13 protein-coding genes are annotated in these 15,983 nt (G+C 36.8%); 6 read left to right on the top strand and 7 right to left on the bottom strand.

The features are described from left to right. Nucleotides 1-9: 9 nt before the first annotated feature. Together HWV54_RS04895 and HWV54_RS04890 are read left to right on the top strand one after the other, a co-directional pair. A complete protein-coding gene (locus tag HWV54_RS04895; protein ID WP_005866165.1) occupies nt 10-1,377 on the top strand; it encodes a leucyl aminopeptidase family protein in 1,368 nt (455 codons plus the stop codon). Between the two features lie 154 nt (nt 1,378-1,531). Beyond that, nucleotides 1,532-2,398, top strand: coding sequence for a C40 family peptidase (locus tag HWV54_RS04890; protein WP_005866167.1), 867 nt, complete (start codon nt 1,532-1,534; stop codon nt 2,396-2,398). A 1,093-nt stretch (nt 2,399-3,491) separates the two neighbouring features. On the opposite strand, the gene HWV54_RS04885 is transcribed toward HWV54_RS04890, so the two are convergent. The 3 genes from HWV54_RS04885 to HWV54_RS04875 all read right to left on the bottom strand — a co-directional run bounded on the left by HWV54_RS04885 (nt 3,492) and on the right by HWV54_RS04875 (nt 6,354). Continuing rightward, the gene (locus tag HWV54_RS04885) at nt 3,492-3,905 is read right to left on the bottom strand and encodes a (deoxy)nucleoside triphosphate pyrophosphohydrolase (protein WP_005866169.1); all 414 of its coding nucleotides are present in this window, start codon (nt 3,903-3,905) and stop codon (nt 3,492-3,494) included. Nucleotides 3,906-4,054: 149 nt separating this feature from the next. Next, nucleotides 4,055-5,287: a bifunctional glutamate N-acetyltransferase/amino-acid acetyltransferase ArgJ gene (argJ, locus tag HWV54_RS04880; RefSeq protein ID WP_005866171.1), complete on the bottom strand. Its 1,233-nt coding sequence runs from the start codon at nt 5,285-5,287 to the stop codon at nt 4,055-4,057. Nucleotides 5,288-5,400: 113 nt separating this feature from the next. Further along, nucleotides 5,401-6,354 carry a peptidylprolyl isomerase gene (locus tag HWV54_RS04875; protein WP_005866173.1) on the bottom strand — a complete coding sequence of 318 codons (954 nt, stop codon included), beginning with the start codon at nt 6,352-6,354 and terminating at the stop codon, nt 5,401-5,403. 420 nt (nt 6,355-6,774) lie between these two features. Between HWV54_RS04875 and secA the strand changes: the two genes are divergently transcribed. From secA to prmC, 4 genes are all read left to right on the top strand, one after another. Next, nucleotides 6,775-9,489 carry a preprotein translocase subunit SecA gene (secA, locus tag HWV54_RS04870; protein ID WP_005866175.1) on the top strand — a complete coding sequence of 905 codons (2,715 nt, stop codon included), beginning with the start codon at nt 6,775-6,777 and terminating at the stop codon, nt 9,487-9,489. Then, nucleotides 9,428-9,928: a Fur family transcriptional regulator gene (locus tag HWV54_RS04865; RefSeq protein WP_005866177.1), complete on the top strand. Its 501-nt coding sequence runs from the start codon at nt 9,428-9,430 to the stop codon at nt 9,926-9,928. Before secA ends, HWV54_RS04865 begins: the two co-directional genes overlap by 62 nt. Before the next feature lie 174 nt (nt 9,929-10,102). Then, nucleotides 10,103-11,182 carry a peptide chain release factor 1 gene (prfA, locus tag HWV54_RS04860; protein ID WP_005866179.1) on the top strand — a complete coding sequence of 360 codons (1,080 nt, stop codon included), beginning with the start codon at nt 10,103-10,105 and terminating at the stop codon, nt 11,180-11,182. Continuing rightward, nucleotides 11,179-12,045 carry a peptide chain release factor N(5)-glutamine methyltransferase gene (gene prmC / locus HWV54_RS04855; protein WP_005866182.1) on the top strand — a complete coding sequence of 289 codons (867 nt, stop codon included), beginning with the start codon at nt 11,179-11,181 and terminating at the stop codon, nt 12,043-12,045. The genes prfA and prmC overlap by 4 nt, the downstream gene beginning before the upstream one ends. Here prmC and nrdF read toward each other — a convergent pair. From nrdF to nrdH, 4 genes are read right to left on the bottom strand one after another with little or no spacing between them, the layout of a single operon-like run. Further along, nucleotides 12,042-13,016 carry a class 1b ribonucleoside-diphosphate reductase subunit beta gene (gene nrdF, locus HWV54_RS04850; protein WP_005866184.1) on the bottom strand — a complete coding sequence of 325 codons (975 nt, stop codon included), beginning with the start codon at nt 13,014-13,016 and terminating at the stop codon, nt 12,042-12,044. The genes prmC and nrdF overlap by 4 nt on opposite strands. Before the next feature lie 11 nt (nt 13,017-13,027). After that, nucleotides 13,028-15,178, bottom strand: a complete 2,151-nt coding sequence (nrdE, locus tag HWV54_RS04845) for a class 1b ribonucleoside-diphosphate reductase subunit alpha (protein WP_005866186.1) — start codon at nt 15,176-15,178, stop codon at nt 13,028-13,030. Next, nucleotides 15,160-15,558: a class Ib ribonucleoside-diphosphate reductase assembly flavoprotein NrdI gene (gene nrdI, locus HWV54_RS04840; RefSeq protein ID WP_005866188.1), complete on the bottom strand. Its 399-nt coding sequence runs from the start codon at nt 15,556-15,558 to the stop codon at nt 15,160-15,162. Before nrdI ends, nrdE begins: the two co-directional genes overlap by 19 nt. Continuing rightward, complete coding sequence (nrdH, locus tag HWV54_RS04835; protein WP_005866191.1) at nt 15,558-15,782, bottom strand: glutaredoxin-like protein NrdH; 225 nt, start codon at nt 15,780-15,782, stop codon at nt 15,558-15,560. The genes nrdI and nrdH overlap by 1 nt, the downstream gene beginning before the upstream one ends. Nucleotides 15,783-15,983: the final 201 nt, after the last annotated feature.

Genomic DNA, 15,983 nt, shown 5'->3' with positions numbered 1-15,983 from the left:
TTCATAAATATGCACTCACATTACATTTATTTTAGCCAAAAACGTATCGATAATAGCTGTCCTATATTTTTGGTAAGTCCTAAAAATCTTGTTGAATTATCGCTTGATGCATCAACGACAGCATGGATGAACGTTAATAATTTCACCGGCAAAGCAGGACAAATACTTTTTATTCCTCACAAAACGGGACATTTAAAAAAAGTGTTCTTTGGACTAGGCAACGGTGATGAACCTTTTATCACAGGGCTTCTCGCTAAAAATCTTCCTGCTGGAAATTGGCATTTAGAAGGAACAGCCTCACATGAAATAAATAGCTATCTTGGATTGGCATTTGGAAATTATCAATTTAACCGATATCGTCAAAACTCTTCTTCCAAATCGTTGTCGATCTATGTCAACGATACGGTTGATTTCGTTGAGCTTCAACGAATTTATGAAACTGTCTTTTTTGTTCGTGATCTTATCAATATCCCAGCGAATGATATGAATCCTGATAATCTCGAGAAAAAAACACGCCAATTGGGAAAAACCTATGGTGCTGATGTCCAAAGCATTTGTGGAGATGATCTTTTAACACATAATTTTCCCATGATTCACGCTGTAGGGCGTGCTAGTAGTACTGCACCACGACTGATTGAGCTACGCTGGGGCCAAGAAAACCACCCTAAAATAACGTTGATTGGTAAAGGAGTAACCTTCGATACTGGAGGTCTTAATATTAAATCAGCCAATAACATGTTATACATGAAAAAAGACATGGGGGGTGGGGCACACGTTTTGGGGTTAGCTAAACTTATCATGGATGCCAAATTACCTTTTCGTCTACGTGTTTTGATTTCAGCCGTTGAAAATGTAATTTCTGCTAATTCTTACAGACCAGGCGATATTCTCCAAAGTCGTAAAGGTTTAAGTGTTGAAATTGGCAATACAGATGCTGAAGGACGGCTTGTCCTTGCCGATGCACTTGCTTATGGTGATGAAGAAAGCCCACAATATATGCTTTGTATGGCAACATTAACAGGAGCAGCGCGTATAGCATTAGGACCAGATCTTCCCGCATTTTATTGTAATGATTCAATGTGGGCGCAACAAATTTCTCAATCTGCTCACTCTGTTTCCGATCCTCTTTGGCAAATGCCCCTCTGGAAACCCTATCAAGAAATGTTATCATCACCAATCGCTGACCTGAATAATATAGCTGGAAATAACTTTGCTGGCTCTATAGTCGCTGCTTTATTTCTCAATTCTTTTGTTGAAAAAGCTGAACATTTTGCGCATTTTGATCTTTATGGGTGGGTTCCAAAAGAAAAACCAGGCTATCCTGTTGGTGGGTCTGCACAAGCTATTCGTGCTCTTTATAATCTCTTTAAAAACTAAATTAACATAAAATATCCATCTTTATGGATAATTTTGAAAGTGTAGGAATGATTGCTTATTACTTCAAATGGTGTTCTGTGCTTTATTTGAGAATGAAAAGTCCTACGAGTACATGTTATAATTCTATTCAAAGATAAAAATGGAATGTAAACGAATGGTCTCTAAAGATCCAAGATTATATGCATTTAGAGATGATCTAGCAGACAAACGTCTTGAAACAGAAGTTACAGCACAATGCTTTGTGCAAGGTGAAAAAAAACGTGTTAATATACCTGTTGCTGGACTCTTTAAAGAAAACAATAAAAAAAGTGAAATGCAAACAGAGTGCTTATTCGGAGAAGAGCTTCTCGTCTTTGAACAAGGAAAGACCATGTCTTGGGTACAATCCCTCAAAGATGGTTATGTTGGTTATATTGATACAACAGTTCTTTGTACATCAACCGTAAAGCAAACGCATATCGTTTCAGTACCACGTACTTTTCAGTATTTCCAAGCTGATTTACATGGGCCAATGGAATATCCCTTATCCATGGGAAGCAAAGTAAGTGTTGTTGATGAAATTGAAGTTCGTGGTACCATGTATTCTATACTTGAAGAGGGGAAAGCAATCATTACCAATCACCTCAGCCCCATTGGGCGCGTATATGAAGATTATGTTACAGTTGCCGAAATGTTTATTCGCACACCATACCTTTGGGGTGGTGTCAGTGGTTTTGGAATTGATTGCTCAGGGTTGCTTCAACTTTCCATGATAATGACCGATCAAATGGTTTTACGTGATACTGACATGCAGCAGAAAACTATAGGCAATCAACTTACAGATAATGATAAACTTCAACGAGGTGATTTGATTTTTTGGAAAGGTCATGTTGCTATTATGGTTGATGATGAAAATATAATTCATGCAAATGGCTTTTCGATGGATGTTACGATTGAGCCACTGGAGAAGACAATTATGCGCATCGCTAAAAAATATCAACAATATCCTATAGAAAAACGTCGCCCAATATTAGAAGTATAATTAGGAACTCTTAATCAGCATAACTAACGAATATTACATTCTTTCATGAGCTCATTTTAAAACCTTAAAATAATACTGCTGATCTAAAAAAGTTGCTGATCCCATGTAAACGACAAATCCTCTTTCGCAAGCTTATTTATAACAAGGAGAATTAATAACTTAATTTTTCTTAAAACTTATATTCAGTATTCATTCAAAAATTTTTATTAATATTCATGCATTTTTGGAGAATGTGATAATTCGTCAACCAACTTAATGAGTAGTTTTCTTTAAATTGCGCATATTACAGAAATATATATAAATTAGCATTATACAAATTTAATTAGCAAAACTGTTCAATGACAGAGCAATAAAGTAATGAGTGTATTATTTTTGGCAGCAAACGGAATGCATAAAGGTAATTATTATTAAGCTTCAACATTTCTTTCTTTTTCAACTCCACAGCTTTCAAAAATATCTAGAGTAATAACTTTTAAACTATGGAAATTGGGCAGAACTTCATGTTTTTGTTACTTCGATTCTTTAATGGGTTCTGAGATCTTTATAATAAGTACCCTCACACATTGTACTGCTCTTTCACATGCTTATTTAGATAACTTTTAATTTCATTTCTCAGTTCTATTATCCAGATATATATAATTGCAAAATCCACTGAGCATCACTAACGTTATGTTTGCAAATCATAAATTAGTCTATCATAGCCGGCATACTTTCAGTGTCATACTTTCTCTTAACATTTAAAAAATTCATCCATCATATGTTGCATCCACTCTCAAACTGCTTTTCAAATTATAGGCCATCTTTTTTATAAGCGTATTTGAACAATTTTTTTGATTCAGAGTAAGAACATTTAAAACAATAAAGCATTACAACATCAAAAAAATGACCTATTATGGAAACGGTAATTTATATTTATAAAATCTACTTTGTATCATATGAGTGCAATATAATAACGATGAAGTAGTTGAATGCAAAAAAAGAAAAATCTCTTACAAAACCACAAAGTTTTCTCTTAGAAATCATCTTATCTACCATTAATATTTATGAAAAAGATACCCCTTATTCGTAAACGATATTTTCTTTTTAAGATTTATTAAAGAAGAAAATTTTTCAATAGCCGAACCAATGGCTTATCAGCATCAGGCATAGGATATTTTTCAAGATCACCAATAAAAACCCATTTTAAATTTTGCCCTTCTCGTCCTTGAGCAATACCTTCATAATGGTAACAAAGATACAATGGCATTAAGAGATGAAATGTTTCGTAGCCATGACTTGCAAATGTTAAGGGTAGTAAATTATCTGCCTGAACATGAATACCGAGCTCTTCTTTTAATTCACGAATCAATGATACTTCTGGTATTTCACCTTGCTCAACCTTTCCTCCAGGAAACTCCCATAAACCAGCTAGTGATTTTCCTTTAGGACGTTCTGTAAGCAAAACACAATTATTTTGATCTAATAATGCACATGCAACAACAAGAAGAAGTGAATTTTTTATACTCATACCACTCTCCAAAAGGGGTAAATATAATCATCTCTTCCGTATTATCTCTCCCCTTACTTCAAAATGAAAGAGCTAAACACTTCACGCTTTTCGAAATACAGATATCCGATGTCAAACAGATATCCGATGTCAAATTTATGATACATCTGCTAACTTCTGTAATCGCTATTAATCATAACGTACTCCTTCGTCAAATCACAAGACCAAACTGTCGCTTTCCCAATACCTAAGCCGATATCAACACGAATTGTGATATGTTTACCTCGCATATAAGCGCCTATTGTTTCTTCGCAATACTCAGGATCTCGTTCACCATTAACAGCCAAACGATATTCACCAAACCAAATTGTCAATAGATCACGGTCTACTTCAACACCAGCCTTGCCAACTGCCATAACCACTCGCCCCCAGTTAGCATCCTCACCGGCAATAGCCGTTTTTACAAGTGGTGAATTTGCAATTGATAGAGCAATAGTCTTCGCAGCATTGTCTGTTGTAGCACCAATTACATTAACTTCAATTAAATGACGAACGCCTTCTCCATCACAAACAACTTGTAATGCAAGTTCATGCAAAAGTGCACTCAAGTTCTTTGAGAACACCTCATAACGTGGATCAGCTTTATGTGTAAGGCTAGGAAAGCTTTTTTTTCCTGTAGTAAACATCATGAGTGTATCTGAAGTTGAAGTATCGCTATCGACAGTAATCGAATTGAAAGAACCCTGAACAGCTTCTGATAACATCAATTGAAGCATATCTGAAGAAATTCCTGCATCACTTACGACGAAAGAGAGCATCGTTGCCATATCTGGTGCGATCATACCAGCACCTTTCGCAATCCCATTAATAGTAACGATCTCTCCCCCACAATCAAAACTGCGCGTAGCAAGTTTTGGAAAGGTATCAGTCGTCATAATTGCTTTCGCAGCTTCCAACCAATTCCCTTCTTTTGCTGTTGCCGCCATATTTGGTAAAAGGCTTACAATACTCGATGCATCCATTGGCTCACCAATAACACCGGTAGAAGCTATAAAAATTTCATTTTCTTCAACCTTCAAAGCACTCGCCGCTGCACATATAATTTCATTTATTGTGTTCCTTCCTTTACGACCTGTAAAAGCATTTGCATTTCCAGAATTAACAACAACACCTCTAGCAACCCCATGAGAAAGCGATGCGCGGCAATGTTCTACAGGAGCAGACGGGCATTTTGAGCGTGTAAAAACACCAGCCACACTCGCTGGTTCATCAAATATGATGAAAAGAAGATCTGTACGACCTTTATATTTAATTTCCGCTTCAGCCGTTGCGATTCGTACACCAGATAATGGCGGAAGCTCCCGTATATTTTGCGGAGACAAAGGAGATATTTTTAAAGTCACACTATGCCTTCCGTAAAAATAAAATGATCTCTAAAAAACAATTACCAAGCTTGTTAAACAAAATTTATTTATCAAACTACCCCACAACGATACTATCTACTGTTTCTTCCTTATTATTCTGTATCCTCTTCATCTGATGTTTCATTTGGAAGCGATGTTTCATTTTGATTAAGAGATTGCATAAGTTTTATAACATCAGGATCTGGATATTTCACATTCATTTTGCTACGCAAATCAACAATCAATTTTTGGTAACGCTCTTTTATCAGCTGTGTACGCAACACTTCTTTAACATCATCAAATGCAGGGGGTTGTTTCAAACGACGATCTTCTACCTTAATAACATGCCAACCGAAAGGACTTTCAACAGGATTTTTGGTGTATTCGCCAACTTTTAAGCCAAATGCAGCATCTTCGAAAGGTTTGACCATTTGACCATGGCTAAAATAGCCAAGATCACCCCCCACAGCAGCAGAACCATCTGTTGAATTCTTTTTTGCAACTTCTTCAAAATTCTCTCCTTTATTTAAACGCTTAATGATAACTTCTGCTTCTTTTTTCGTTTTGACTACAATATGACGCGCTTTAACCTCATCTTCTTTGGGTAAAGCGGCAACTTCTTTATTGTAAAGGGCCTCCAAATCAGTATCTGAAATCTGGTCAATAATTGTTTGTTTAAAATAAAGCTGCTGCAAAACATTGTCACGCATAACTGCCATACGTTTATCATAAGCTTCAGTCTTATCAATACCCTTCTCTATTGCTGCCTTAGCAAGTGCCTGCATATCCAAGTAGGCTTTTAAAACCATTATACGACGTTGTTCATCAGAAAAACGTGTTAAATTAGGATTTATTTCAAGCGCTAACTCATCTAATTGCCCTGCTGTAATATTCTTCCCTTCAATAATCGCCATAACATGAGAGGGAGAAACTGCCTTTTCAGAAGCTTTCTCCAAAGTCTTTAAATCATTCGTTGTAGAATTCAAATTTTCTTGGGCTATCACCCCTAAACTTGTGCTCGTTAATAAGGCTGATGTCAAAAATAGCGTGATAGAATTGAATTTCATAAATATACTCCTTAAAAATGAAGGCAGATTCAAGATTCTATTTTCTTTAACTGTAACATTCTAACCTCTAAACATAGATAAATAAATCAGTAATTTTATTTTAAAAAGCATAAAATGTCCTTTTATCTCAGTTTATCCCTTCCTATCTAATGCTAATAGAAAACGTGATAATCATAGAAAAATGACATACTGTATTCTAAATTATTTTGTATTGTGCCAACTAAACAGCATTACTAAAGTTGACACGGTGCACTTAGCCTCTTATCTCTACTTTACAATCAAAGAGAAAAATTGCACACCCATAAATATAATGGTACCACTTATATCTAGTTATATTAAATACCTTAAGGGTTGCAAAACATGGGGATATCATATGAATTACCCAATAATAGTAGCAACAATTAAAAGAAAGGGCCAGAAATGGTCAGTTTAGGTGTCTTTGCACGTAAATTTTTTGGTTCAGCTCATGAGCGACGTCTCAAGATTCTTCGTCAAAAAGTTGGACAAATTAATGCTTTAGAAGAACAATTCGTGAAATTAAGCGATGTACAACTCCGCCAAAAAACTGATGAGTTTCGTAAACGTCTTACTGAAGGTGAAACCGTTGATTTGCTCTTACCAGAAGCTTTCGCAACTGCCCGTGAAGCAGCAAAACGTGTTTATGATATGCGCCCTTTTGATGTACAGCTCATTGGTGGAATGGTGCTTCATGACTGTGGCATTGCTGAAATGCGTACCGGTGAAGGTAAAACATTAATGGCAACTTTGCCAATTTATCTTAATGCATTAGAAGGAAAAGGCGTTCATGTTGTTACAGTAAACGATTATCTTGCTAGTCGAGATGCTGAAACAATGGGAAAAATCTTTGGCTTTTTAGGACTAACAACAGGTGTGATTCTCCATGATCTTGATAATGATGCTCGCCGAGTAGCCTATGCATGCGACATCACCTATGCAACAAACAATGAATTGGGTTTTGATTATCTGCGCGATAATATGGCCTTTGATCGTAGTCAAATGGTCCAGCGTGGACATCATTATGCAATTGTTGATGAGGTTGATTCGATCCTCATTGACGAAGCACGTACCCCCCTTATCATTTCTGGCCCCCTAGAAGATCGTACTGACTTCTACAACCTTATTGATACATTTATTCCTATCTTAACTCCAGAAGACTATGAAATAGACGAAAAACAAAAAACAACAACCTTTACCGAAATTGGGACCGAAAAAATTGAAAAAATGCTTGAACAGGCTGGACATCTTAAAGGTGAAAGCCTCTATGACATAGAAAATGTCGCCATTGTCCATCATGTCAATAATGCCTTAAAAGCCCATAAGCTGTTTGTTCGTGACAAAGATTACATTGTGCGTAATGGTGAAATTGTTATCATTGACGAATTTACAGGTCGTATGATGCCAGGACGGCGTTATTCTGAAGGGCTTCATCAAGCATTAGAAGCCAAAGAACATGTTGCTATTCAACCAGAAAATCAGACCTTAGCTTCCATCACTTTCCAAAATTATTTCCGTATGTATAGAAAATTGTCTGGTATGACGGGTACTGCTGTAACAGAAGCTGAAGAATTTAGTAATATTTACGGTCTTGATGTTATTGAAGTTCCAACAAATTTACCAATACAGCGTCGTGACGAAGATGATGAAATTTATCGAACAGAAGAAGAAAAATATCGTGCTATTTTACAGGATATTCGTCAAGCACACGAAAAAGGACAGCCTATTCTTGTTGGAACAACTTCTATTGAAAAGTCAGAACAATTGGCAGAACGTTTACGTAAAGAAGGGATTAACGATTTTAGAGTCTTGAATGCTCGCTATCATGAACAGGAAGCATATATTATTGCACAGGCAGGAGTTCCTGGAGCATTAACCATTGCAACAAACATGGCTGGACGTGGTACTGATATACAGCTTGGCGGAAATGTCGAGATGCGCATTCGACAAGAATTACAGAATATCCCCGAAGGTCTAGAGCGAACTGCTAAAATTGAAGCTATTAAAAAAGATGTCCAACAACTCAAAGAAAAAGCATTAGCGGTTGGTGGCCTTTATGTCATTGCTACTGAACGCCATGAAAGTCGTCGTATTGATAATCAACTACGTGGACGTTCTGGTCGTCAAGGTGATCCTGGTCGCTCAAAATTTTTTCTTTCTCTTCAAGATGATCTTATGCGTATTTTCGGCTCCAACCGTATAGATAGTATGCTTCAAAAGCTTGGATTGAAAGAAAATGAAGCGATTACCCATCCATGGATTAATAAAGCCCTTGAAAAAGCGCAAAAAAAAGTCGAAGCACAAAACTTTGAAATCCGTAAAAATTTGTTAAAATATGACGATGTCATGAATGATCAACGCAAGGTTATTTTTGAACAGCGTATGGAAATCATGAATGCAGATGATTTGACAGACACGATCCTTGAAATGCGTAATGAAGTGGTTGAAGATCTTGTAGAAGCCTATATCCCATCGGGAACATATTCTGAAAAATGGAATGTGAAAGTTCTACAAGAAGAAATTCACCAACTTTTTAATCTTGAACTTCCAGTAGAAAAATGGGGAAAAGAAGATGGAATTGCTGAAGAACAAATTTTTGAACGCATATCAGATGCCATTACAAAACTTGAAAACGAACGTACTGAGCGCTACTCTTCAGAAGTTATGGCTTATTGTCGTAAAGCTATATTACTTGAAACTATTGACACGTTATGGCGTGAACATCTGGTAAGTTTAGACCATTTACGTTCTGTTGTTGGTTTTCGGGGTTACGCACAGAGAGATCCACTCAATGAGTACAAAACAGAGTCATTTGAACTTTTTCAAAGCATGCTCAGAAATTTACGCAGAATTGTTATTTCTAAACTCATGCGTTTCGATATCATTCAACAACCCATAGAACCACTCATACCTGTACCAACGGATGCCGATAACTCTCCAAATAATCAAGGAGAAGAAAAAACTGCTATCCTGTGGACACGAACACAAGAAAATAGAATTGTTAACCCGAAAGACCGTGACCCCAATGATGTAACCACATGGGGAAAGGTTGGACGGAATGAGCGTTGTCCCTGTGGGTCAGATAAAAAATACAAACATTGTCATGGTGCCTTTATTTGAAAAACAAACAATTAAAAAGATGAACAAAAAGCGAAATTATGAGCAGGAACTACGCACTGCAGGTTTAAGAGTAACACGTCAAAGACGCATTATTCTTGATATTTTAGCTGAAACAAACGATCATCCGAACGCATTTGAAATTTTTCAGCGTGCTCACAAAATAGATTCTAGCATTTCTCTCTCAACTGTTTATAGAACAATGAAAACATTAGAAGGAAATGGAACAATTCATCGCCATACCTTTAGTGGTGGGCCGTCTCGTTTTGAGCAAGCAGATGGACAACACCATGATCATCTTATTGATATAGAAACAGGGCAAGTTATCGAATTTCATTCTGATATTATTGAAAAATTGCAAGAAGAAATTGCTAAATCCCTTGGTTATGATATTATTTACCATCGCCTTGAACTGTATGGGAAAAAAACAATTCTTAGATAGGTGATCTCATATGTATAATCAAAAAACGCCTTATGGAAATCAGATTTTCTATAAGTTCACCTAAAAAATTATAGTTTTCAGTGGCAAAAAAGTTTTTCTGCTTTACTACTCTCTTTTATCTGATGCTATAAGGCAGTCAATTGCTCGTATTATAACAAATTAGGCCAATTTATCATGGTTTCTTTGCCAAAAGATCGTATGAGACAGCTTGAAAAGCGCTTTGAAATAATTGAGAGCCAAATGGCTAAAAACCCAGATGCTGAGACATATGTAAAATTAGCTTCTGAATATGCAGAACTACAACCAATTGTTGCTTCTATACGTACATTAAATGATCTTTCTGCAGAGATTGCAGAGCTGGAGACTATCATCAATGATAAATTAACAGATATAGAAATGCGCGATCTTGCCCAAGAAGAGTTGCCATTATTAAACCAAAAAATTGAACAATTTGAGCAAAAACTCCAAATTCTTCTTTTGCCTAAAGATATTGCTGATGAAAAAAGCGCCATTGTTGAAATTCGAGCAGGAACAGGTGGTTCAGAAGCAGCACTTTTCGCTGGTGATCTTTTTCGCATGTACGCACGTTATGCCGATGCTCACAACTGGAAAGTAGAAATTGTTTCACTTAATGAGGGAGAAGTTGGTGGATATAAAGAAATTATTGCGTCCATTTCAGGGAAAGGTGTCTTTTCTAAACTGAAATTTGAATCAGGTGTTCATCGTGTACAACGCATCCCTGAAACAGAAACAAGTGGACGTATCCATACATCTGCTGCTACCGTCGCAGTACTTCCAGAAGCTGAAGAAATTGATATTAAAATTCGTCCAGAAGATATTCGCATCGATACAATGCGTGCATCTGGGGCAGGAGGACAGCATGTCAATACAACTGATTCAGCCGTTCGTATTACACATATTCCAACAGGAATTATGGTAGTACAAGCAGAAAAATCACAACACCAAAACCGTACACGAGCGCTTCAAATTTTACGTGCACGCTTATTTGACATTGAACGACAAAAAGCAGAAAATGAACGTTCAACTTCCCGTAAAAGCCAAGTTGGCTCTGGTGATCGTTCAGAACGCATTCGTACTTATAATTTTCCACAAGGCCGTGTTACTGATCACCGTATTAATCTCACTTTGTATAAGCTTGATCGCATCTTGGAAGGAGATCTTGATGAATTTATTCATGCTCTCATATCCAATCACCAGACAGCACTCCTTATGGAAATGGATAATAATGAATGAGTACTCATACTCTCAATTATACCATCCGAAAAACGCAAGAAAAATTGCGTACACAAGGAATTTCTGAAGCCAATCTTGAGGCAAAAATACTTGTTGAATGGATAACAAATACAAATGCATCTGATAGAATTTTCCAACCAGATATGTGCTTATCTTTTGAGCAAATTGTACAATTAGAACACGCCATACAACGACGTATTGCTGGCGAACCTGTCTACCGTATTATAGGGGCAAGAGAATTTTACGGCATATCTCTCGCATTATCTCCAGATACGTTAGAACCACGTCCTGATACAGAAATCCTCATAGATCTTGTTTTACCTCTCCTCAAAAAACATGTGAAAGAATTAGGAAAAATAACACTGCTTGATATGGGAACAGGAAGCGGCGCCATTGCTATTGCAATTCTTAAACAAATTCCCCAATCCTACACAGTAGCTGTGGATATTTCAGAAGATGCCCTCAAAACAGCTACAAAAAATGCAAAGAATGCGGAAGTGATAGATCGCTTTATACCTCTTTTTAGCGATTGGTTTGATTCTGTTACAGGTCGATTTGATCTTATTATTTCCAATCCACCTTATATTCCAGCAACAGATATCCAAAATCTTGCAAAGGAAGTGCAACTGTATGACCCATTACGCGCACTGATCGGTGGAAAAGATGGTCTTGATTTTTATCGAAAGCTTTCTGATAAAGCATCAAACTACTTAAAAGAAAAAGGCCATATCGCTGTTGAAATCGGATATTCTCAAGAAAAAGAAGTTTGCGACTTATTTGAAAAAAACGGCTTCAAATGCTTAGAAATGCGCAAAGACCTAAGCGGTATACCCCGCGCCCTTCTTTTTGCATGCAATCATTAAAATTCCCAATCATCATCCGTGGTCGCAACCGCCTTGCCAATGACATAGGAAGAACCAGCTCCTGAAAAAAAGTCATGATTCTCATCGGAGTTTGGTGATAAAGCGGCTAAAATGGCAGGATTAACACGACAAACTTCAGGTGGGAAAAGAGCTTCAAAACCCAGATTCATTAAAGCCTTGTTTGCATTATAATGAAGAAAAACTTTAACATCTTCTGTCAATCCTATAGCGTCATAAAGATCTTCAGTATATTTGCATTCAATATTATATAGGTCGAAAAGCAAGTTAAAAGCAAAATCTTTAATTTCCTGCTTTTGGGCCTCATTAAGTTTTGAAAATCCTAATTGAAATTTATAGCCTATATAATAACCATGTACAGCTTCATCGCGGATAATAAGCCGAATGAGATCAGCTGTATTAGTTAATTTAGCGCGGCTGGCCCAATACATAGGCAAATAAAAACCAGAATAGAATAAAAAACTTTCTAGCAAAGTGGAGGCGATTTTCTTCTTTAGTGGGTCATTTCCTTCATAACGCTCAAGTACTAATCTGGCTTTTTTCTGTAAATGAATATTTTCTTCTGACCACCTAAACGCATCATCAACTTCTACGGTTGAACATAAGGTTGAAAAAATAGAGGAATAAGAACGCGCATGAACCGCTTCCATAAAGGCAATATTCGTCAATACTGCCTCCTCATGCTCTGTTATTGCATCAACCAGAAGTGAGATAGCTCCTACTGTATTTTGAATTGTATCTAAGAGAGTTAATCCTGTAAAAACACGAATCGTTAACCTGCGTTCTTCCTCCGTTAAACTTGACCATGAAGGAATGTCATTAGAAAGTGGAACCTTTTCAGGCAACCAAAAATTTCCTGTTAAGCGATTCCATACTTCAAGATCTTTCTCATCATGCAATCTATTCCAGTTGACAGCGCAAACAACAGGATTCTTAGTTGTAATCTTTGTCATATGATTATCTCCTATAGACTGCACGAAACACAGCCATCCACTTCTGTTCCACTCAACGCTACTTGTCGCAACCGTATATAATAAATACTCTTTATACCCTTTTTCCAGGCATAAATTTGTGCACGGTTAATATCACGGGTGGTAGCTGTGTCTGGAAAAAATAAAGTTAATGAAAGACCTTGATCAACATGCTGAGTGGCAGCAGCATAGGTATCAATAATTTTTTCAGGTCCAATCTCATAAGCATCCTGATAAAAATCTAAATTCGTATTATCCATGTAAGGAGCCGGGTAATAAACGCGTCCAATTTTTCCCTCTTTGCGAATTTCAATTTTCGAAGCAATTGGATGAATAGAAGATGTCGCATGATTAATATAGGAAATAGACCCTGTGGGAGGAACAGCTTGCAGATTGCGATTATAAAGACCATGCTCAATAACTAAATTCTTGAGTTCCTGCCAATCCTTTTGGTCTGGTATAACAATATTATTACGTGCAAAAAGCTCTTGGACAAGTGCAAATTGCGGCTTCCATTCTTTCTCAATATATTTTTCAAAAAAACGGCCATCTGCATAAGCTGACTTTTCAAATCCTGCAAAGATTTGCTGACGTTCGCGTGCAATTAAATTGGAAGCACGTATTGCATGATACGTTACGATATAAAAATAGATATTAGTAAAATCAATCGCTTCTGGAGAGCCATAATAGATCTGCTCACGCGCTAAAAAACCATGCAAATTCATTTGTCCCAAACCAATCGCATGACTTTCGGCATTACCTTTCGCAATAGAAGGTACACATGCAATATCACTCATATCGGAAACAGCAGTAAGAGCACGAACAGCAGCTTCTACCGTCCGTCCGAAATCACAACTTTCCATTGCTTTTGCAATATTCATTGAACCAAGATTACAAGATATATCACTTCCAATAGTGCGATAAGTTAAATCTGTCGCCAGTTCACTGGCCTCACTCACCTGCAAAATTTCTGAACATAAATTACTCATACTTATACGTCCAGCTATTGGGTTAGCTCTATTAGCAGTATCCTCAAACAAAATATAGGGATAACCTGATTCAAATTGAATTTCCGCTAAAGTCTGGAAAAAGACACGTGCATTTATTTTCTTTTTACGAATCTTTGCATTATCAACAAAAGATCGATAATGCTCCGTTAAAGAAATATCGCTAAAGGATTTACCTGTAACGCGCTCAATATCATAGGGTGAGAATAGATACATATCTTCGTTATTACGAGCAAGCTCAAAAGTAATATCAGGAATAATCACACCAAGCGAAAGCGTTTTAATTCTGACTTTCTCATCAGCATTCTCACGTTTTGTATCTAAAAATTTCATGATATCTAAATGATGCGCATGTAAATAAACAGCTCCAGCTCCTTGCCGTGCACCAAGTTGGTTGGCATAAGAGAAAGAATCTTCCAAAAGTTTCATCACAGGTAATACACCTGAAGATTGGTTTTCTATTTGCTTGATTGGTGCCCCCGCTTCCCGTAAATTGGTCAAACAAAGCGCCACACCTCCACCGCGTTTTGAAAGTTGTAAAGCTGAATTAACGCAACGACCTATTGATTCCATATTGTCTTCAACACGCAGTAAAAAACATGATACCAATTCACCACGTTGCTTCTTTCCTGCATTCAAAAATGTCGGTGTTGCAGGTTGAAAACGACCTGTAATAATCTCATCCATAAAAATCTCAGCAAGAGCCTTATTTCCTTGTGCTAAATATAAAGAAACAAGGCAGACACGATCTTCATAACGTTCAAGATAACGTTTCCCATCAAAAGTCTTCAGGGTGTAGCTCGTGTAGTACTTAAAGGCACCCAAGAAAGTAGGAAAACGAAACTTAAATGCATAAGCACGCTTAAAAAGCTTTTTGATAAAAGAGAAATCATAAAGTTCAAATAAGGCTTTTTCATAATAACCTTCTTCTATCAAGTAATCTATTTTCTCCTTCAAATTATGAAAAAAAACCGTGTTTTGATTAACATGCTGAAGGAAATATTGTCGAGCAGCAAGCCGATCCATATCAAATTGGATATGACCATTTTCATCATAAAGATTAAGCATTGCATTCAGTGCGTGATAATCTGTGATCTGACCTGATTTCTGCAACTGTTCTATATCAATTGTTTCCAAAATCTTTTCAATCCCTTCTTTACACAAATAACATCTTCATCAGTTCCACGTAGCTCAAAACGATAAAGGCAAGGCACACAACATTTTTCAGAAATGATCTTGCTTGCTAAATTATAATAGCGACCAAAATTACGATTCCCACCACCAATGACACCACGAATTAACTTGCGGTTCTCGATTTCATTAAGGAAATGAATAACTGCTTTCGGCACAGCCCCTCTTCCTTCACCATCTGCATAGGTAGGAACGATCAACACATAAGGTTCTCTGATTAACACAGACGGTTTTTTTTTACCAATTTTGAAGAGTCTTTGATCAAGCTGTAAAACAAAATGTTCAGTATTACCCGTTGCGCTCGAATAATAAACAATAAGTCCCATTAAACACAAAGACCACTAATCATATCAGGTCTAAAACCAGACCAATGATTTTCACCACAAACAACTACAGGAACCTGACGATACCCCAAAGATTGAACAAAAATATATGCTTGCTCATCGCGAGAAATGTCTACAACGCGATAACTAATGCCTTTAGCATCAAAGGCACGACGCGTAGCATCACATTGGACGCAAGATGGTTTGCTATAAATAGTGACCGGCATTTTCTTCAACTTTCACAATTCTAACAAATTAACCCTTACAGAGTTTATTCTGATAACTTTATAAATACTCAAGGATAACAAAAAATAGAAATCGTACGCAAACACACATAGCTATACTCTTAATTCAAATAACACATAGCTTCCTGAACGTAACAGAAGTTCTCACCAAATAATTCAAAAATTACGATGAGAATAAGTGAT

Source organism: Bartonella alsatica (genome assembly GCF_013388295.1).
GTDB lineage: Bacteria > Pseudomonadota > Alphaproteobacteria > Rhizobiales > Rhizobiaceae > Bartonella > Bartonella alsatica.
The sequence above is the reverse complement of the archived record's forward strand: the minus strand, read 5'-3'. Positions and strand labels throughout refer to the sequence as shown.